Genomic DNA, 20583 nt, shown 5'->3' with positions numbered 1-20583 from the left:
GACGCGCGACTACCATCACAGCCGTGACGGAGGACAAACCGCTCCGCGCCGACGCGCGGCGAAACCGCGCGAAGGTGCTCGAAGCCGCCGAGACAGTCTTCGCGGCCAAGGGCACCGCCGCGCCGACCGAGGAGGTCGCGCGCGAGGCCGGGGTCGGCATCGGCACGGTGTTCCGGCACTTCCCCACGAAAGAAGCGCTGCTGGAGGCCGTGCTCTACGCGCGGCTGCACCGGTTCGTCGACGAGGCGGACGCGGTCGTCGCGCAGAACGCCGAGGACGCCGGGGCCGCCTTCTTCACCTTCCTCACCAGCTGGATCGAGATGTCCAGCGCCAAAAACGCCTACTTCGAAGCGCTCACCTCGGCCGGCGTGTGCGTGCCCAGCACGGGTTCGGTGATCGGGGAGCGGCTGCGCGAATCCCTCGGCGTGCTGCTGCGCCGCGCCCAGGACAGCGGCGCGGTGCGGCGCGACGTCACCACCACCGAGCTGATCCCGGTGATCATCGGCACCGCGAAGGCGGCCGAGCACGTCGGGTCCGATCGCGAACTGCGCGACCGCACGATCGCGATCCTGTTCGACGGCCTCCGCCCCTGAGCCAGCGGGTTTCTGCCCGCGATCCGTTCCGCGCTGTCCTCGGCGGGCGCCGTGCCCAGGGCGGGGGAGCCGGGCCTAAACTGAGGCAATGACCAACCGCTTAGTCTGTATTGGCGATTCGTTCACCGAAGGCGTCGGGGACGACGATCCGTCCGCGCGCAACGGGGTGCGCGGGTGGGCCGACCGGGTGGCCGAGGTGCTGGCCGCCGGGGAGCCGGGGTTCCGTTACGCCAACCTGGCGGTGCGCGGGAAGCTCCTGCCGCAGGTGCTGAACGAGCAGGTCGAACCGGCGCTGGCGATGAAGCCGGACCTCGTCACGGTCTACGCGGGCGGCAACGACCTGATGCGGCCGCGGGTCGACATCGACAGCCTCGCCGACTCGTACGAGCGCGCCGTCGCCCGGTTCCGCGCGGCCGGGGCGCAGGTGCTGCTGTTCACCGGCGTCGACGGCGTGGAAGACGCGCTGTTCCGGCAGATCCGCGGCCGGGTCGCGATCTACAACGAGCACGTGCGCGGCATCGCGGCGCGGCACGAGACGCTGCTGGTGGACATGTGGTCGATGCGCCAGCTGCGCGACCGTCGCATGTGGTCCGCAGACCGTCTGCACCTGAATGCTGCTGGGCACACGGAAATCGCCATCGCCGTCCTCGACGCGCTGGGCGTGCAGCACAGTCTCGCGCACGTCGCGCTGGGACCGCGGCCGCGCCTGTCCGCGCGGGAACAGCGCGCGGCGAACCTCCGCTGGGGCCGGGAGCACGCGCTGCCGTGGATCGGCCGACGCCTGCGCGGCGAATCCTCCGGCGACACGATCGCCGCGAAATACCCGGAACTGCAGTCGTTCGGCGCGCCCGCCCAAGCGCTCGACTGACGGGCCTAGCCCGCGACCTGCCGCGCGCGATGGTCGGCGACGTTGACCCGCGTGCCGCAGCGAGTGGAACAGAACCGCCGCCGACCGTTGCGCGACGTATCCACGAACGCGAAGCCGCACCCCTCGCGCGCACAGACGCCGAGACGGTGCGGCTCCTCGCACACCAGATGCGCGAGCCCGCCCGCGGTGTAGGCGTAGAACCGCTCGACCACGCCCGCGCCCTCGCTCGAGTAGTGCAGATGCGGCGCTTTCCCGTCGTGGCTGGCGATGTTCGGCCGGCACGCGGCGACAGCGAGCAGTTCGTTGAGGAGATCGATCCGCTCGGCCGTCGTCTCCGCGACGAACACCTCGTGCAGCCGCCGCCCCCACGCGAGAATCTGTCCTGCCTCGTCCGCGGTGAGGCGCGGCAGCACCATCTCCCGCGCCTGCCCCGCGGCCCGCACCTCGGCGGCCGTGACGTCGTCGCGCTGGGAAAGGGTCGCCAGGTCGGCGGCTACTTGCGCGCCCGCGCCACCGTAAGGGTTGAAGTGCACTCGCCCATTACAGCACGTTCCGTCCTCCGCGGAAACCCCGCCCGGAAACAATCGTCCGGAAAATAAGATTGACGCATCGATTCGGCGTAGGTGAAGATGAATCCACTACAGCGGACGAAGGAGCGGTCATGACGAACATGCGGATGCGGGAGATGCGAGGCCGCTATCCGGCCGCACTCCGCGCTGTCCAGTGTTCCCCGCTCCACCAGCGCCAAACCGGCCGAAAAGGCGGTATCCGCTCCCTGACCTGACGCAGCGTCGCTCGCGTACCGGGAGCCGCCCTCGTCGGGAAACCGATCCGGGCGGCTTCCCTTGTCAGTGCCCACCTCAATTCTCTCCGCCGCGTTTCTATTTTCGCGACGGCATTTCCCCGCTGCCTATTTTCGACAGTTCTTTGACAGCTACACAACGGAGCAAGACATTTCCGAGACTCGTCCCCGTCGCCTCACCCGCGGCCAGGACGAGCGCCGGGTCCGGCGGTCGAGCACGGCCGGACCCGCACGGTGAGGACGGGGCAGCGGCAGCCCCACCCGGCGGTAACCCGGGCGCCCGAACGGGCATTGAGGGTTCGACTCCCTCCTTCACCACTGCGCCCGCACCCAGGGCGCGCCTTGCGGTCGTGGTGAACTCGGCGGACACGTCGGTCTTCCAAACCGAAGAAGAGGGTTCGATGCCCTCCGGCCGCTCGCGGTCCGGCCCCGTGCCGGACGCATGCCCTTGTAGCTCAGCGGGAAAGAGCGCCGCACTACGAATGCGGAGGCCCCAGGTTCGAGTCCTGGCAGGGGTACCGGACCCGGCGCCGAGGGGGCGCCGGGCCTTCGGATGCGAGGGGCACCGGCGACCCCGCCTGGTTCGGGACCAGGAGACACCGCGTTCGACCCGCGGGCATCCGACTCTGCCCGGTTTGGGGCAGCACCGCGGATTGTGGATCCGCTGGCCCAGGTCCGCCCCCTGGACCGGGAGCCGATGCCCGTTCGTCCAACTGGCAGGACGCCGCGCTCTGGACGCGGAAACCGAGGTTCGAACCCTCGACGGGCAGCCAAACCACCACGGGCCGTTAGCTCAACCGCGCAGAGCAGCCGGCTTTTACCCGGCGGGTTCAGGGTTCGACTCCCCGACGGCCCACTTTCGGACCCCAGGTCATCGGCGTCGGTGGCCTGGGGTTTTGTGCTGTTAGGGCCAAGCGTTGCCCGGTGGTCGACCGTCCATTGTGGTCTCCTGCGAGCCCGAGAGCGCGGGATAGGTGCAATGCGCCCCGCCGGGAGATCGCCGACGCGAGTTTCCGGGCGGCGTCGGCGGCGACTTCCTGGGCGACGTTCGTGCAGAGGTCCATGATGGCCTGGCTCCATGGCGGAGCCCGTGGAGAGCGGTCGGGGGCAGCCCGCTGCCTGGACCAGCTCGGTGAACTCGTTCGAGACGTCGCTCGGCGCTGTCTCGCTGGCCGGGTGCCTCGGCTCGATACCGCTTTCCGGGCTGTCTGGCGAGGTCGGCCGATGGTCGGTGAGGTCAACGGTGACCGCGGCTCAGGGCGGTGCCGCGACGGTGAGCATTGTTTCCAGGGAGGTCGATGTGGTTGTTGCGGAGCATTTCGCGCCGGTGACGTTGTGGGCTGCGGTCTGGCGGATTCGAGTGCACGGCGCCCTGCTGGGGCTGGAACTCTGCTCGCGGCTTCGCGGCGTGCCCGCGGGTGTCTCCGTCGGAGCTGATCGCGGCGAGTCGCTGGAGGCGGTGACCGTCGAGAACGCCGGTTCCGTTCTTGCGCTGGGCGGACCGGATCTCGGTGCGGTACGGCGTGATGCCGAAGCCTGGCGGGACTTTCCTGGTCGATGGGCTGATGAGCTGAAGGACGGAGCCGATGCGTGCCTGGAGTATGTCAGCGTATGTGGCGTGCGAAGGCGGGTGTACGAGGAGGAGGCGTTTGCCTCGATGCGGCACTCGCCGGATCCGATGCGGACCATGGGCGATCTCGTCCGGTCAGGCCCCGGGTCGAGCCGGGAACAGCTCGTTCCGTTGGTGAGGAGTGCGGCCGGGTCGCTCGTTTCTCCTTTCCGCGCGGGTGCGCGGCGAGTCGCGCGGACGAGTCCGCTGTCAGGCGTACCGGTGAAGCCATTCGGCGATGTGGGCGGCCGTTCGTGCCGCGTGGCGGGTCATCATCGTGAAGTGGGTGCCGGGCGTGAAGACGGTTTTGTCGGCGTGGGGCCAGGCGCCATGGAAGCCCGCGCTGTCCGAGGTGGCGCCTTCGGTGGCGCGGATCAGCATGGTCGGTGTCGATATCGGCCGGGGCTCCCACTGGCTGAAGAGATGCCAGTACCAGCCCATCGCGGTGAGCGGTGCGTTGTCGCGAGCGAAGAACCGGCCCCAGTCGTTGAGCATCATCGTGAGCACGCCGTCGAGGTCTTCCCTGGTGGTGCTGTGGCGGTACGCGGTGTCGCCCATGATCAGGGCCGAGGCCGGGGTGCCGCGCTCTTCGAGCAGTTCCGCGACCCGGTATCCGATCAGTCCTCCCGACGAATGGCCCATGAGGGTGAACGGTTTGCCCTCGGCGTTCCGCAGCACCGCTTCGGCCTGGGCTTCGGCGAGCGTCGTGAAGTCCTCGGGGATCGGTTCGCCCTCGGCGAAGCCCGGGTACGGCAGGACCGTCATGCTGGTCGAGTGGCCCAGAACGCGAGCCAGCGGCGTGTATTCGAAGTCGCCGACCGTCGGGGTGATCGTTTTCAAGCAGATCAGGTGAGGGGCGTCGGGGATCCGGGACAGTTTCAGCGGAGGCCGGGTGCGTGATCGCGCCGGGTCGTCGAATCGCGGCCGCAGTCTGGCCGCGACCCCGAGAAGGTCGAAGACGTCTGCGCCCTGCCCGGTGTCCGAGCCGCTGCGCATCAGGCTGTCCAGGCTCGTGCCGGCTTCGGCGAGCGGCTCGGACCAGCCGAGGGAGTCGTCGGACAGCCGGTCCGCCAGTTCGGCTGGGGTGTTCTCCATGGAGAACACCCCAGCACGCACGGGACGTTTCAGCACGCTGGTCAGCCCGGAGAGGAGGTTTTCCGCGAGCAGCGAGTCGAAGCCGAGTTCCCGGAAGGTGTGGTCGGCGGGAATGCGAGCGGGCCGGTTTTCCCCTTCCCCGGCCATTACCGAAGCCACCAACCCGAGGACAATCGACACGATGTCGCCTGACTCGCCGCTCCCGTCGAGGTCCCCGGAAGTCGCTTTCGAGCGATCGAGCGCCCGGTGCGCGGTGCCCGCGGGCTCGGCCGCACGGAAAGCCGATTCGTCGTCCGGCCAGTATCGGGTTCGCTGGAAAGGATAGAGCGGGAGTGCCGTCCGGCGGCCGGCTGGCACTGTTTCTTTCCAGTCGATCCGGACGCCGCGCGCATGCAGCCGTTCGAGTTCTCGGTAAACGTGCGCCGCGTCGCGGACTCCGGCGCAGTCGAGCGTGACGAACGCTCCATTCCCGGTTCCGTCCGGAATTCCCTGGGACGGCACGGGGGAAGTCGACCGCGCCGCGTGGTGCAGCAATGCCGACGCGTCGGTGATGCGATCGCCGATCGAGTAATCGGCCGCGGCGTGGACCGGGGTCGCGGAGGCGTTCCAACGGATTGGCGGGACTTCCGCCGGCTGCTGGGGTGTTCGCGTGCTGAGGGCGAGAATCAACCGGACCGAGTCGGGCAGGTTTACCGAACCCGCGACATGGGCCGCGGCGATGGCGCCAAGTCCGTCGCCGATCGTCGCGGCAAGCTGGATCCCGAACTCCTGCCACACTGCTGCCGCGGCGATCATGAAAGTGAATCCCCATGGTCCCGCCACCGCGGGATCGCCGAAATCCGGAGCCGGTGCCCGGCCGGCGCAGGCGTCGGCCAGCGACCAGGTCAGAAAAGGGGAAAAGGCCTCGGCACAGGCGTCGACCGCGGCCCGGAAGCCGCGCAGCCGCTGGAGGTCTGTCCCGGCGCGGGACGGCGAGACGGCATGCGGGAAAACGAAAGCCGTGCGGGGCGAGCGTTCGGCGCGAGCGAAGCCAGTGCCGCCGCTGGCGATCCGGTCGAGTCCGGCGGTCAGTTCCGCGGCCGTTTCCGCGACAACGGCCGCTCGGCAGGGGAGCGCGGTACGGGTGTGCGCAAGGGAGTGGGCCACGTCGTCGAGGGCGGGCTCCGGCTCTCCGCGTACCTGCTCGGCCAGCTGCGCGGCGGCCGCGGACAGCGCGGCGCCCGTATGGGCCGACAGCAGGTAGGCCCGCGGCCGGGGCACGGTGCAGCTGCCCGGCGACGGAGGCTCCGGCGCCTCGGGCGCCGCTTCGAGGATCAGGTGGGCGTTGGTGCCGCTGATGCCGAACGAGGACACCGCGGCCCGGCGCGGGCGCTCCGGCAGCGCGGGCCAGGGCGTCGGTCGGGTCGCCAGGCGGATGTTGCCGGAGCCCCAGTCCACCAGAGGGGTAGGCGCGTCGATGTGCAGGGACTCGGGCAGTGTGCCGTGCCGCATGGCCAGCACCATTTTCAGGACGCTGGCGGCACCGGCCGCCGCTTGGGTGTGACCGAGGTTGGACTTCGCCGATCCCAGCCACAACGGTTCGCCCTGGCGTTGACCGTAGACGGCCAGCAACGCCTGGGCTTCGATCGGATCGCCCAGCTTGGTGCCGGTGCCGTGGGCATCGACCGCGTCGATGTCGCCTGCCGTCAGGCCAGCGGTCTCCAGGGCTTTGGCGATCACGTGCCGCTGGGCGGACGCGCTCGGGGCGCTCAATCCGTTGCTTCTGCCGTCGGAGTTGGTGAACGACGACCGGATGACTGCCCACACCGGGTGGTGGTGCCGCTGCGCGTCGGACAATCGCTCCAGCATCAGCAGGACGACGCCCTCGCCGATTCCCATCCCGTCCGCCGTCGCGGCGAACGCCTTGCACCGGCCGTCAGCCGCCAGGGCGCGCAGCTGGCTGAAGGCCGTGAGTGCCATGGGCGTGCACAGGACGGTCGCGCCGCCCGCCAAAGCGAGGTCGCATTCCGCGTGTCTGAGCGAGCGCGCGGCGTGATGCAGTGCGACCAGCGAAGAGGAACAGGCGGTGTCGATGGTCAAAGCCGGACCGGTCCAGCCCAGCGTGTAGGCGATGCGCCCGGACAGCACGCTGGTGATCGTGCCGGTCAGCGCGTGGCCCCGCGCCGCGGTGTTGCCGAGCAGGAGGGGCAGGTAGTCCTGGTTCGACACGCCAACGAAGGTGCCGACCGGAGTGTCTTTCAGGTCGTTCGCGTCCAGGCCGGCGTGTTCCACGGTGTGCCAAGCGGTCTCGAGAGCGATGCGTTGCTGGGGGTCCATCGCTGCCGCCTCGCGTGGAGTGATGGCGAACGGCTCGGGATCGAACAGCGTGGCGTCGCGGAGGAATCCGCCCTGGCGAGCGGTGCACGTCCCAGGATGGTCCGGGTCCGGATGATAGAGCTGGCCGGCCTTCCAGCCGCGGTCGTCGGGGAACTCGGAGATCGCGTCCCCGCCCTCGGCCAGCAGCCGCCAGAACGCTTCCGGACGGTCGATGCCGCCGGGCAGCCGGCATCCCATGCCGATCACCGCGACAGGTTCGCGCTCGCGCTGTTCCATTTCCCGCAACCGGTGCTTTGAACGACGCAGCTCGACCGCGGTGCGCGCGAGGTAGTCGCGGAGTTCCTCAGCGCTGGCCATCGTCGCCTCCCAGTTCGATGTCGAGGATCGCGAACAGTTCTTCGTCGGAGTCCGCCGCTTCGATGTCGCCGTCGGCGTCGGCGTCGACGGTTTCCCGCCGCCCGGGGACGGGTTCAGCAGGGTGCCGGGCGGCGTCTGAGCCGTCCGGCCGGAGCCGCTCGGCGAGGTAACGTGCGACGGATTCGGGTGTGGGGCAGTCGAAAACCAGGGTCGCCGGCAGCGCGAGGCCGGTGGCGCCGCTCAGGCTGTTGCCCAGTTCGACCGCGGCCAGCGAATCGAATCCGAGATTCTTGAACGGACGGTCCGGCAGCAGATCGGAAGTGCTGTTCCGGCCGAGAACGGCGGCGGTCTTGGCATACACCAGGTCCAGCAGGTCGTCCTGGCCGCTGAACGAAGCCCTCGAGACGTCCGCGTCCGAGCCGGTCGGCGAAGGCACGCGGGCACGGAGCAGGTCTCGCAGCAGGGGATGCGGCGCGGGTCGCCGTGCGGCTCTGGCCAGGTCCAGGTTCATGGGAAGCGGATGCGGTTCGCCGAGCCCCAGAGCCTGGTCGAAAAGCCGGAGCGCGGTGGCGTCGGAGAGCGTTCCGATCCCCAGGCCCGCCAGCCGGTCCAGGTCCCGGCCGTCCAGGTTCCTGGTCATTCCGGTGCGGTGCTCCCACAATCCCCACCCCAGAGAGACAGCGGGCAGCCCGCGCGCGCGACGTCGCCTGACCAGTCCGTCCAGCGCGGCGTTCGCCGCCGCGTAGCCGGCTTGTCCAGCGGTGCCCAGGGTGCCTGCCGCGCTGGAGTAGACGATGAAAGCGGCGAGATCGTGTCCCTCGGTCAGCGAGTCCAAGTGCAGGGCGCCGTCGATTTTCGCGGACAGCACCCGGTCGACCGCGGCGGCATCGAGGTCGGAGACCACGCCGTCTTCGAGCACGCCGGCGGCGTGGACGACGGCGGTGAGAGGGCGTGCGGCCGGGATGCTGTCGACGAGCCCGGCGAGGGCGGCTCGGTCGCTCGCGTCGCACCGTTCGACCCGGACCTCGGCTCCGTGCCGAGTCAACTCGCTGACGAGTTCGCCGATGCCCTCGGCGTCCGGTCCGGTGCGGCTCGCCAGAACGAGGTCGCTCACTCCGTGGCCGGCGACCAGATGGCGAGCCAGGGTTCGCCCGAGCGCGCCGGTTCCTCCGGTGATCAGCACGGTCCCGGGCTTGGCGAACTTCCGCGGGATCGTCAGGACGTTCTTGCCGATCCCGGAGCCGTCGCGCAGGTGCCGGAACGCACGCGCGGCGTCGGCGATGTCCCAGACTCGCAGGGGCGGCGGAGTCAGCGCGCCGCGCCGGAACAGGTCGGTGACTGTGCGGAGGATTTCCCCGCGCCGCTCGACAGGGACCTCGTTCAGGTCGAAATGCCGGTAGCTGACGCCAGGGTGTGTTTTCGACACTGTTTTCGGGTCCCGCAGATCAGTCTTTCCCAGCTCGATGAACCGTCCGCCGTTCTTCAGCAGTCCGAGCGAGGATTCGACAGCGGCGCCCGCCAAGCTGTTCACCACGATGTCGAACCGGGCGCCGGCCGGGCCGTCCGAGAACTTTCCGGCGAATTCGAGAGTGCGCGACGAGGCCAAATGATCGTCCGCGAATCCCCGGGCTCGAAGGTGGTCCCATTTCGCCGGATTGGCAGTCCCGTACACCTCAGCGCCGGCCAGCGTCGCCAGTTGTGCCGCCGCGCTGCCGACGCCGCCGGCAGCGGCGTGCACCAGTATCCGATCGCCCGCGGCTATTCCGCCGAGATCGTGCAACGCGTAATACGCCGTGGCGAAAACCGCGGGAATCGCGGCGGCTTCGGCGAAGCCGAGACCAGGGGGGATCTCCGTCAGCAGCCGACGATCGGTTGTCACTACCGGCGCGAACGCGTCCGCGGCCAAGCCCGTCACGCGGTCGCCCGGGTGCAGGTCGGCAACCTGCTCGCCGACTTCGAGAACTATTCCACTGCATTCCGCGCCTATTCCGCTGCCGTCGCGCACGACCCCGAGGGCGGTGACCACGTCGTGGAAGTTGAGCCCGGCGGCGCGTACGCCTACCCGGACTTCGCCGGGGCCGAGCCGGCGCGTCGAGTCGGCGGATTCGAAGACCAGCTCGTCCACGGTCGTGCCCCGTGCGGTCAATTTCCACGTCGTATCGCCGGGCGGCGCGGTGCTGGCGGGGGAGACGGCGGCAAGCCCCGGCACCAGGACGTCGGATCCTCGTTCGGCCAGCTGGGGTTCCGCGGAACGGCACCACCGCGCGACGAGCCCGACGTCGAGAAGGTCGCGCGCCGGGTCGAGGTCGATGGCCACGATCCGGCCAGGATGCTCGGTTTGCGCGCTGCGCAGCAAGCCCCACACGCCGGAACCTCCGACGTCCGTCACCTCTTCTCCCGCGACGGAGACCGCGCCGCGGGTGAGCACGGCCAACGTGGTGTCCGACAACGCACCGGTGCCGAGCACCAGCTGGATCAGTGCCAGCGTGTGCTGGACGACTTCGTGAACGGCAGCCGGGTCAGCGCCGGTTTCCGGGATCCAGCTCAGGGTGTGCACGGGTGCGAGGATCAGGCCGGGAGCAGGAGCGCCCTGCTCGACAGCGGTACGGAGGGCTCGCGGATTCGGGTACTCGACCACGGGAAGGGCGGCCGGGACAGGGCGGACGCGGTCCGCCGCGGACGTCAGCACCGCGATCCGCGGGGACGTCGGCGCTGGGCCGGGCGGCACGGCGGCAGGATGCCAGCGCAGCGCGTAGAGGGCACCGCCGGCCTGGGCTCCCGCCGCCGCCGGGGGCCGCAGACGCAGAGATTCGATCACCGCGACGACCTCCTCGCTGTCGCCGAAGAGGACCACGCGGACTTCCTCGGGCGCGATCGCGGTCAATCTCGCCCGGACTCGCGCTGCCTTGGCGACGAAGATCCGCACGCCGGAGTAGACGAACGGCAGCGAGGCCTGCCCGGCTCCGAGCAGCGAGGAGCCTTGCAGGGCACCGTCCAGCAACGCGGGATGCAGCAGGAACGATTCCGCGTCCCCGCTCTCTCCGGCGTTCAGCGCCACCTCGGCGAAAACTTCGCCAGTGCCGTGCCTCATCCTCCGCACGACCCGAAACGACGAGCCGAAATCGATTCCCGCCGAGGCGAAGCGGGAATACAGCTCCTCGACGTCGATGTCGTCGGTTCCGGCGGCCGGTGGGGCGGTCTCCGGCTGCTCCGAGGGGCCGTCCGCGCTCAGCCGTCCTTGGGCGTGAGTGGACCATTCGCCCGGCGCGCGGGCCGGCCTCGACTGGATCCGCAAGGTTCGCCGCCCGTCCCGGCCGGGCGCGTCGGCCAGGACCCGCAGATCCACGGCCTGGTCCTCGGCGAGCACCAGGGGCTTCTGGATCACCAGCTCGTCGATCCGCTGGAGTCCGGACTCCGCCGCCGCGTACGCGGCCAGTTCGACGAAGGCCGTCCCGGGCATCAGTATCTCTTGCTGGACAAGGTGATCACGGAGCCACGGATGCGCGGAGATATCGAACCGGGTGGTGAACAACAGCGTGCCGTCGTCCAGGCGAACGGCGGCCGACAGCATCGGATGCGCCGCTGGCTCCAGCCCGGCGTCGGCGGCAGACTGGCTGTCCGAGTGCTGGGCGAGCGGTATCCAGTAGCTGCTGCGCTGAAACGCGTATGCGGGAAGGTCGACCCGAGCGGCAGCGCGCCCGGCGAAGGCGGTTTCCCAGTCGATGTCCGCGCCGTGTGCGTACAGTTCGGCAACCGAAGTCACCAGCCGCGACATGCTGGCCGCCTCTCGCGCCGTACAGTCGCCGAGGTAGGTGCGTACGTCTCGCAGCTCGGTCGTGTCCGAGAGCGCTTCGCTCAGTACCGGGTCCGGGCCCAGCTGAAGAAACAGCCGATATTCGTCGTCAAGCAATGCCTCGAAGGCTTGCCGGAACCGCGTCGTCCGGCGCAGGTTCGAAAACCAGTACTCGCCGTCCAGCGCGCGGCCGCCCGGCAGGAGGCCACCGGTCACCGTGGAATAGAACGTTGCTTCGCGGGTTCGCGCGGCGATGTCGCGCAAATCATGGACGACCTGGTCCCGGGCGGGTTCGACGTGCGGTGAGTGCGCGGCGAACGCGTGCGGGAGCAGGGTCGCTCCGACCTTGACGCCGTCGCATGCGCGGACGAAGTCCTGGACGGCGTCCCGGTCGCCGGACACCGCGAGATGCCTGGGCCCGTTCGTCGCGGCGACATTGATCCGCGAGGCGAGGCGGGCGGGCACGACGTCGTCGCCAGGCTCGGACGTGCGCACCGCCGCCATCGCGCCGCGCCCCGCAAGGGTGCGGCAGGCCCGGCTGCGCGAGGCGACGACCCGGGCGCCGTCGGCCAGGCTCAGCGCCTCCGCTACCACTGCGGCCGCGATTTCCCCATGGGAATGGCCGAGCACCGCAGTGGGGGTGACGCCGAGAGAGCCGAGCGCGGCGGCGAGCGACACCATCATCGCGAAGTGCGCGGGCGCGGCCACCTCTTCCGGGTCCGGCCCCACCGCACGCGGCGAGCCGTCGAGCACCTCGAGAACCGACCAGCCCAGGTGTTCCCGCAGCGCCTCGTCGCATTCCCGCAAGCGTCGCGCGAACGCCGGGCACGACCGCAGCGAATTCAGGGCTTCGCCCGGCCACCGCGATCCGTCCCCGGGAAAAACGAACACGACCGGAGGCGCGCTCGCGCGGCCGGTCACCGTGTGCGCGGAGTCGTCTCCGTCCCGCAGCATGCCGAGTGCGTCGATCAGCTGGGTTCTGTTCTCCACGAGGACCGCCGCGCGGTATTCCAGATGAGCGCGGCTGGTCGCCGTCGAGAAGGCGATGTCGGGCAATGACAGGTCCGGCCGGTCGACGAGGTGGGCACGCAGCCGATCCGCTTGGGCCGCCAACGCCCGCGGCGAATGTCCCGACACCAGCACAGGCAGGACGGGGCTGTTCTCGTCCGGAGCGGTCCGCGTTTCGCGCGCGGACGTCGTGCTCGGTTCCGGGAGCTCCAGAATGGCGTGGGCATTGGTGCCGCTGATGCCGAACGACGACACGCCGGCGCGCCGCGGGGCTCCGTTGGTTCGGGGCCAGGGCACGGCCTCGACGAGCGGGCGCACGGCGGCCCGGTTCCACTCGACCTGGCTGCTCGGCCGGTCGATGTGCAGCGAGCGGGGCAGCAGCCCGGCGTTCATCGCCAGCACCGTCTTGATCACCCCGACGACCCCCGCGGCCGCTTGGGTATGGCCGAGGTTCGACTTGACCGACCCGATCCACAACGGCCGGTCGTCCGCCCGTCCTTCGCCGTACACGGTCTGCAGCGCCTCCGCTTCGATCGGGTCTCCCAGGCGGGTGCCGGTCCCGTGTGCTTCCACCGCGTCGATGTCGCGGGCATCGAGGCGGGCGTCGGCGAGGGCCTTGCGGATCACCCGCTCCTGGGCCGCGCCGCTGGGAGCGGTGAGACCGTTGGTAGCCCCGTCCTGGTTGAGTGCCGTTCCTCGCACGACAGCGAGGATCCGGCGGCCTCGCTCGCGAGCACGCGAAAGCGGTTCCAGCACGACGATCCCCGCGCCTTCGGCCAGCGCCATGCCGTCGGCGCGGTCGGAGAACGGCTTGCACCGGCCGTCCGGCGCGAGTCCGCGTTGCCGGGAGAATTCGAAGAACGTCCGCGGCCCCGGCATCACCGTGACGCCCCCGGCCAATGCCATCGCGCATTCCCCGTGCCGCAGCGACCGAACGGCGAGGTGCACAGCGGCCAGCGACGACGAGCACGCCGTGTCGACAGTGACGGCGGGGCCCTCCAAGCCCAGGCAGTAGGCGATGCGACCGGAACCCACGCTGCCCGCGGTTCCGGTCACCACGTAGCCTTCGACGGAGTCCTCGGCGGTCTGTTCCGCCCCGTAGGTTTCGTGTTGCAGCCCCAGGTAGACACCGGTCTCGCTCGAGCGCAGCGATGCCGGGTCGATGCCCGTCCGCTCCACCGCTTCCCATGCCAGTTCCAGCAGGATCCGTTGCTGCGGATCCATCGCCAGCGCTTCCCGGGGAGAGATTCCGAAGAAGTCCGCGTCGAACAGGTCCGGGCCGGAAAGGAAACCGCCGCGACGGCAGTAGCTGCTGCGGGGCGTGCCCGCGTCCGCATCGGCGAAACGGGTCAGGTCCCATCCGCGGTCGGCCGGGATGTCCGAGGTGACGTCGCCGCCGCGGACGAGCAGGTCCCACAACGCCTCGGGGTCGCAGATGTCGCCGGGCAGCCGGCAGGCCATGCCGACGATGGCGATGTCGTCGCGTTCGCGGAGCGCCGGTTCGGGAGCGGCCGCCGGGGTCGTCGGCGCCGTGCTTTTCGGTGCGTTGGCCGCGTCGCCATTCTCGGGGCCCGGGTGAGCCGCGGGCGGGGAGACCGGGGCGAGCCGGTCTCGGCGATCCCTTTTCTCGCCGGAGGAATCGCTCATCGACCGCAACAGGTACTCCGCGACCGCGCCGGGGGTCGGGCAGTTGTATGCCAGGCCGGTCGGCAGCCGGAGGCCAGTGGCCGTGTTGAGCTCGTCACGAAGCCGCACGGCGGTCATGGAGGTGAGACCGAGCGATTCGAATTCGTCGTTCTTCGAAATCGCCGCACGGTCCTGATGCCCGAGCACGTGAGCAGCGCGGGTACGCACCAGCTCGGTCAGGATTCGCCGCTGTTCTGCCGCGGAGGAACCTTGCAACCGGGCACGAAGTTCTTTCGGCTCGATCCCGGCGTCCCTTGGCCGTGCGAGGCCGCGAAGCAGACCGGACTCGCCGAAGTAGCCCCCGTACTGGTTCCAGTCGATGTCGGCGACGATCAGCGAAGCTCGATCGCTGTCGTCGAGGTGGTCGAAGATGTCGAGAAGGGTGGTGGGCTCCGTAGGCGTCAGCCCCAGGCTGTGCCAGGTCCGCTCGTCCAGAGAAGCGCCGAAGCCGTCGCCCTTCCACGGCCCCCACATCAGCGACGTCCCCGGCAGCCGCCGCGCGAGCCGGTACCGGACAAGGGCGTCTACGAATGCATTCGCGGCCGCGTACGCGCCTTGGACTGCTTGGCCGAGCACCGCCATGACCGAGGAATAAACGATGAACCGCGTCAACTGCCGGCCCTGGGTCAGTTCGTGGAGATTGACGGCCCCGAGAACCTTCGTGCGCGTCACTTCGGACCAGCGCCGAGCGGTGAGCTCGCGCAGGGGCGCTGCTCCATGGGTGCCCGCGACGTGCACGACGGCCGACAGCGGGTGCCGCCGCGGGACGGCGGCGATCACCTTCGACAGTTCCGCCCGGTCGGTGACATCGCACGCCGCGATGGTCACCGCTGACCCGAGCGCGGAGAGCTCGGCCTCGAGTGCTGCCGCGCCGTCCGCGTCCCGGCCGCTCCTGCTGACCAGGAGCAGGTGTTCGGCGCCGCGGCGGGCGAGCCACTTCGCGAGGTGACCGCCCAAAGCTCCGGTGCCGCCGGTGATCAAAGTGGTGCCGCGGGGACGCCAAGGACGCTCCGGGAGCCCGGTCGCGGGAACCGGGGCCAGCCGCCTGGCGAACACCCCGGACGGCCGGATCGCCGCTTCGTCCTCCCCGCCGCCGGCCAGGACGGCGCGGAGATCTTCGATCGCCCGCTCGTCGAGGGCGCTCGGCAGATCGATCAACCCGCCCCAATGCTGCGGGCTTTCGTGGCGCAGGGTGTGCCCTAGCGCCCACGTCCGCGCCCCGAGCGGATCGGCCGGCGGGTCCTCTGGACCGGTCGTCACGGACTGCCGCGTCACCTGCCACACCGGAGCCTCGATGTCCTCGTCGAGCAGCGCCTGCAGCAGATTCAAACCGGCCGGCGGCAGCTCGGGCCGGGCGAGGAGCAACGGCTCGCCCGGGGAGACGTCCAGCAAGGACAGCACCCCGTCGGCTCGGCCGCCCGCGACCGCGGCGGCGAGGCGTTCCCGGACGCCGGACCGGTCGCATCCGGCCGGGATCGCGATCAGCTCTGCGCGCGCTCCGCCGCGGGACAACCCTCGGCATACGACCTGGACGAGTTCATCGTCTGCCCGCTCCGCGGGCGCGACGATCAGCCATCGCCCGGACAGCGCCCGCGCCGCCGGCGAAACGTGGTCCCACGTGCTTTGGTACAGCAAGACGCCGAGGTCGTCCCGGCGCGGCGGCGCGGACGCGGCGGCCGGCGTCCGCGGCCAGTACCGGGTGTGCTGAAACGGGTAGGTGGGCAGATCCACCCGGCGGACCGGAGCGCGAAGAACGCGGTCCCACGCGAGTCTCGCTCCTCGGACGTAAGCGTCGGCGAGAGCCTCGGGGGCGGCGTCGGAGGACAGGGCGTCAGCGGCGGCTTGAGCCCGCCGCTCCTCCTCGGATCCACGGCGGACCCGCCCGGTGACTGCCCGGGGATGCGGTTGCCCGGAGGCTACGGCGTCGAGACCCGAGAGCAGCTGCGCCCGGTCCGCGGCCAGCACGACGGCGCGATAGCCGAACGCCGCCCGGGTGGTCGCCAGAGCGTGCGCGATGTCCGCGGGGTCGTGCTCGGCCGCTGTCCGCCGCAACCGCGCGGCCCACTCCCGCAGCGCCTGCGGGGACGCCGCGGAGAGCACGCACGGGACTAGGGCCGCCGGTCGCCCGGCATCGTCGCGCCCGGCAACCGGCGCATGCTCCTCCGGGGATTCCTCGAGGATCAGATGACAGTTCGTGCCGCTGATGCCGAAAGACGACACGGCCGCGCGCCGGACCCGCTGCTGCCGCGGCCAGCCGACCGGGCGGGTCAGCAGCTCGATGCGGCCGCTCGCCCAGTCCGGATGCGGAGACGGCTCGGTGATGTGCAGGGATCTGGGCAGCAGTTCGTGGCGAAGCGCCAGCACCATTTTGACGAGGCCGATGACACCTGCCGCCGCCTGGGCGTGGCCGAGGTTGGACTTCACCGACCCGAGCCACGCGGGCCGCCGGGGGTCCCGGTCGCGCCCGTAGGTCCGCAGCACGGCGTTCGCCTCGACCGGGTCGCCCAGCGCCGTGCCCGTGCCGTGCGCCTCGATCGCGTCGACGTCCGCGGCGTTCAGGCCCGCCGCGGTCAGCGCGTCTTCGATGACGGCCTCCTGGGAACGGCCGTTGGGGGCGGTCAACCCGTTGCTCGCACCGTCTTGGTTGACCGCGGAGCCGCGGATCGTCGCCAGTACGGGGTGTCCGAGCGCGCGGGCGCGGGACAGCCGTTCCAGTACTACGACGCCGGCGGCCTCGGCCCAGCCGGTTCCGTCCGCGGAGGCGCTGAACGCCTTGCAGCGGCCGTCGGGAGCCAGACCGTGTTGCCGCGCGAACTCGACGAACATGCCTGGGGTCGACATCACCGCGACCCCGCCCGCGAGAGCCAGTTCGCACTCGTCGTTGCGCAAGGCCTGTGCGGCGAGGTGAACGGCGACGAGCGAGGCGGAGCACGCCGTGTCCACCGTCAGCGCCGGGCCTCGCGTGCCCAGCTCGTAAGCCACTCTTCCGGACAGCATGCTGGGTGCGGTTCCGGTGAGGACGAAGCCCGCCGTGTCGTCGTCGGCTTCGGCCATGCGCGGTCCGTATTCCATGGTCGTCGCACCGACGAACACTCCGGTGGGGCTGTCTCGCAGCGAGGCCGGATCGATGCCGGCCCGCTCGACTGCCTCCCAGGAGACTTCGAGCAGCTGCCGCTGCTGCGGGTCCATCGCCAGAGCTTCGCGGGGGGAGATGCCGAAGAATTCCGCGTCGAAACCGGCGGCGTCGTCAAGGAACCCGCCTGCGGTCGCGCAGGTCGTCCGTTCCCGGCCTCGCGGAGACACCAGAGAATTCAGGTCCCATCCGCGGTCGGCGGGCATCGCGGTGACCGCGTCGCGGCCTGCCTCGAGCAGGTCCCACAGCTCTTCCGGAGTCGTGACGCCGCCCGGCGCGCGGCACGCCATGGCCACCACCGCGACCGGATCACCGTCTGCCTCGCTCTCCGGAGGCGGCGGAGGAGTGCTGCCCTCTGGAGGACGGGAATCGGCCAGGTAAGCGGCCAGCGAGCGTGGCGTGGGGTACTCGAAGGCGAGCGCGCCGGACAAAGGGATGCCAGCGGACCGGCCGACCGCGTCGAAGAATTCTACCGTGGCGGCGGAATCGAACCCCAGGTCCTTGAACGTGCGGTCGGGGTCAACTTCGTGCGCGTCGGCATGCCCGAGAATGCGCGCGGCGTGTCCGCGAACGATCTCAAGCGGATCGGTCGTACGCGGTGTCGCGGCATCGCCGGCGGTCGTGGACCTTCCGGCCACGGGCGAAGGCGCGTCGGCCGCCACTGCGGTGCCGACGCGCGGAAGCCAGAAACGTTTGCGCTGAAACGGATAGACTGGAAGGTCGACGGTGCGGACCCGTGCTCGTCCCAGAGCGGCCCCGATATCGAACGCGCCGCCCTGGACGTGGACCGTAGCCATCGCCGTGAGCAGCCGTCGCGAGTCGGAGCCGACGGCTCGCAGCGTGGGCATCACAGTACGCCCGGCGGCGCGGCCGGACAGGCATTCGCGCAGCATCGGCACCAGTTTGGCACCCGGCCCCACCTCGATGAACGAGGTGACACCGAGGTCTTCCATGCGCCGTACGGCATCCAGGAACCGCACCTCGGCCCTCGCGTGCCGGGACCAGTACGCGGCGTCCATGGCGGACAGAACGTCCGCAGTGACCGCCGAGACCACGGGGACGCGCGGGGGAAGATAGGCGATCGTGGCGGCGGTTGCTTCGAGCCGCTCGAGAACGCTGTCCATGTGCGGTGAGTGGAACGCGTGCGAGGTGCGCAGCGGAGTGGTACGGCGGCCCAGTGCGTCGAACCGCGCGGCGATCGCCTCCACCGCGGTGGTGTCGCCGGAAATGACCGTGCCCGTTGGCGCGTTGATCGAAGCCACGGAAACCGCTCCGTCGTGACCGGCGAGTTCGGCGAGAGCTTCCTGCTCGGTGGCCTCGACCGCGTACATCGCCCCGTCGGGACGGGCCTCCTGCATCAACCGGCCCCGGGTCGCGACCAGCAGTGCCGCGTCCGGCAGGGACATCATCCCGGCCACGTGGGCGGCCGTGATCTCGCCGATGGAATGACCGGCGAGGAAATCCGCGGACAGGCCCCATTCCCGCAGCAGCCGCATGGTCGCGTACTCCACCGCGAACAACGCGGGCTGGGTGTACTTGGTCTGGTCCAGTTCCCCGGCGCCGCCGGCCGCCGCGAAGATCACGTCCTTCAGCGGCCGGTCCAGATGACGGTCGAGTTCGAGGCAAGCGGCGTCGAACGCGGACGCGAATTCCTCGTAGGCCAGGTACAGCTCCCGGCCCATGCCCGCGTACTGCCCGCCCTGCCCGGAGAACACGACGGCGACCCGATGCTCGCCGGAGACCAGTCCCGCGGTCAGCGAACCGGCCGGGTTGTGCACGGCGAACTCGCCGAGGTCCCGCGCCAGCGTTTCCCGGTCGGCCGCTACGGCCACCGCGCGGTGCTCGAACAAGGTCCTGGTCGTGGCCAGCGAATACGCCACGTGTTCCAACGGCACCTCGGGTTGCCGGAGCAGCTGCTCTCGCAGGTTCCCGGCTTGCGCGCGAAGCGCGGCGTCGCTGCGTGCAGAGATCACCAAGGGCGCCGGCCGGGAAGAAGTCTCGTCCGGCGCGGACGCCGGCGGGCCGGCCGTCGCGCGCGGCGTGTCGCGCAGCACCAGATGGCAATTCGTGCCGCCGATGCCGAACGAGCTGACTCCGCACAGGAGCGGCCGATCGGGCCGCGGCCAGCCGCGCCGGGTCGTGCACACCCGCAGATTCAGCTCGTCCAGCGGAATGTCGCGATGCGCCGTCTGATGATGCAGCGTCGGAGGCAGTTCCCGGTGTTTCAGCGCCAGGGCGACCTTGAGCAGGCCCGCGATGCCGGCCGCGCCCTCCAGATGCCCGATGTTGGTCTTCACCGAACCGACGAGCAGCGGGTCGCCCGGATCGCGCGCGCCGCCAAGGACGTCGCCGAGCGCCTGTGCCTCGACCGGGTCGCCGGCCGGGGTGCCAGCGGCGTGCAGTTCGACGTATTGCACCTCGGACGCGTCGATGCCGGCCTCGCGGCAGGCCGCGGTCAGCAGATCCCGCTGAGCTGTCGCGCTCGGCCGGGTCAGAGTGTCTCCGCCGCCGTGATTGACCACGCTCGACAGGATCTCCGCGTATACCTTGTCACGGGCGGCGTCGACAGCGTCCGATCGCTTCAGGATCACGAGGCCCGCGCCCTCGCCGCGTACATAACCGCTGGCGCGCTCGTCGAAGACGAAACAGCGGCCTTCGGGGGAGAACACGCCGAGCCTGTCCAGCGCGCGTTCGCTGAACGCGGAGAGATTCACATTGACGCCTCCGGCCACTGCCAGCGAACACTCTCCCCGCCGCAGGCTCTGCACGGCGAGATGCACCGCGGCAAGCGACGAAGAGTGCGCGCAGTCGACCGAGAAGCTCGGTCCGCGGGCATCGAGAAAATAGGACAGTCTGTTCGCGATCATTCCGCGGTTCGTGCCGGGCAGAGTGTGCTGATCGAGGATCGCGCCGTCTCTCTCGTGCGCGAGCAGCGCGTAGTCGCTCCACATCGATCCGATGAAGACGCCGACCCCCTCTTCCCCGGAACGGGGAACGATCCGCGCGTCCTCGAGTGCCTCCCAGGCAAGTTCCAGCAGCAGGCGCTGCTGCGGATCCATCATCCGGGCGGCGTTGGGGGAGATGCCGAAGAACTCCGCGTCGAATTCGGCTATTCCTTCGACGAAGCCCGCGCGGCGAGCCGAGCTCGAGTGTCCGCGGCCCGGCGGAACATCGGTCACCGTCTCCGCGCCGTCGGCAAGCAGCGACCAGAACGATTCAGGCGTGGCCGCTCCCGGAACTTTGCAGGACATCCCGACGATCGAGATCGGGACTCCCGCCGGTTCCGCATCGCCTCCGAGGGATCGGCTCATCGTGCTCCTCCG

Annotated in this window: 5 protein-coding genes and 5 tRNA genes; 7 read left to right on the top strand and 3 right to left on the bottom strand. The window is 70.4% G+C overall.

Going from position 1 to position 20583, the window contains the following annotated elements:
- Window positions 1-23 precede the first annotated feature (23 nt).
- Together CU254_RS19410 and CU254_RS19405 are read left to right on the top strand one after the other, a co-directional pair.
- Window positions 24-593: a TetR/AcrR family transcriptional regulator gene (locus tag CU254_RS19410; RefSeq protein WP_009078603.1), complete on the top strand. Its 570-nt coding sequence runs from the start codon at window positions 24-26 to the stop codon at window positions 591-593.
- 88 nt (window positions 594-681) lie between these two features.
- Window positions 682-1461, top strand: coding sequence for an SGNH/GDSL hydrolase family protein (locus CU254_RS19405; RefSeq protein ID WP_009078602.1), 780 nt, complete (start codon window positions 682-684; stop codon window positions 1459-1461).
- Window positions 1462-1466: 5 nt separating this feature from the next.
- Here the strand turns inward: CU254_RS19405 and CU254_RS19400 are convergent, their stop codons facing one another.
- A complete protein-coding gene (locus CU254_RS19400) occupies window positions 1467-1994 on the bottom strand; it encodes a CGNR zinc finger domain-containing protein (protein ID WP_009078601.1) in 528 nt (175 codons plus the stop codon).
- A 502-nt stretch (window positions 1995-2496) separates the two neighbouring features.
- Here CU254_RS19400 and CU254_RS43105 point away from each other — a divergent pair.
- The 5 genes from CU254_RS43105 (at window position 2497) to CU254_RS19380 (ending at window position 3119) form a co-directional block, all read left to right on the top strand.
- Window positions 2497-2581: transfer RNA gene (locus CU254_RS43105), tRNA-Tyr, on the top strand.
- 26 nt (window positions 2582-2607) lie between these two features.
- Window positions 2608-2680: transfer RNA gene (locus tag CU254_RS19395), tRNA-Gly, on the top strand.
- Between the two features lie 27 nt (window positions 2681-2707).
- Window positions 2708-2781: transfer RNA gene (locus CU254_RS19390), tRNA-Arg, on the top strand.
- A gap of 180 nt (window positions 2782-2961) precedes the next feature.
- Window positions 2962-3036: transfer RNA gene (locus CU254_RS19385), tRNA-Gln, on the top strand.
- A 9-nt stretch (window positions 3037-3045) separates the two neighbouring features.
- Window positions 3046-3119 (top strand) — tRNA-Lys (locus CU254_RS19380).
- A gap of 963 nt (window positions 3120-4082) precedes the next feature.
- Here CU254_RS19380 and CU254_RS19375 read toward each other — a convergent pair.
- A complete protein-coding gene (locus CU254_RS19375) occupies window positions 4083-7640 on the bottom strand; it encodes a type I polyketide synthase (RefSeq protein WP_009078599.1) in 3558 nt (1185 codons plus the stop codon).
- The gene (locus CU254_RS44810) at window positions 7627-20571 is read right to left on the bottom strand and encodes a type I polyketide synthase (protein ID WP_009078597.1); all 12945 of its coding nucleotides are present in this window, start codon (window positions 20569-20571) and stop codon (window positions 7627-7629) included. The genes CU254_RS19375 and CU254_RS44810 overlap by 14 nt, the downstream gene beginning before the upstream one ends.
- Window positions 20572-20583: the final 12 nt, after the last annotated feature.

It is taken from the genome of Amycolatopsis sp. AA4 (assembly GCF_002796545.1).
Classification (GTDB): domain Bacteria; phylum Actinomycetota; class Actinomycetes; order Mycobacteriales; family Pseudonocardiaceae; genus Amycolatopsis.
This window is presented reverse-complemented; position numbering and strand designations above follow the sequence as displayed.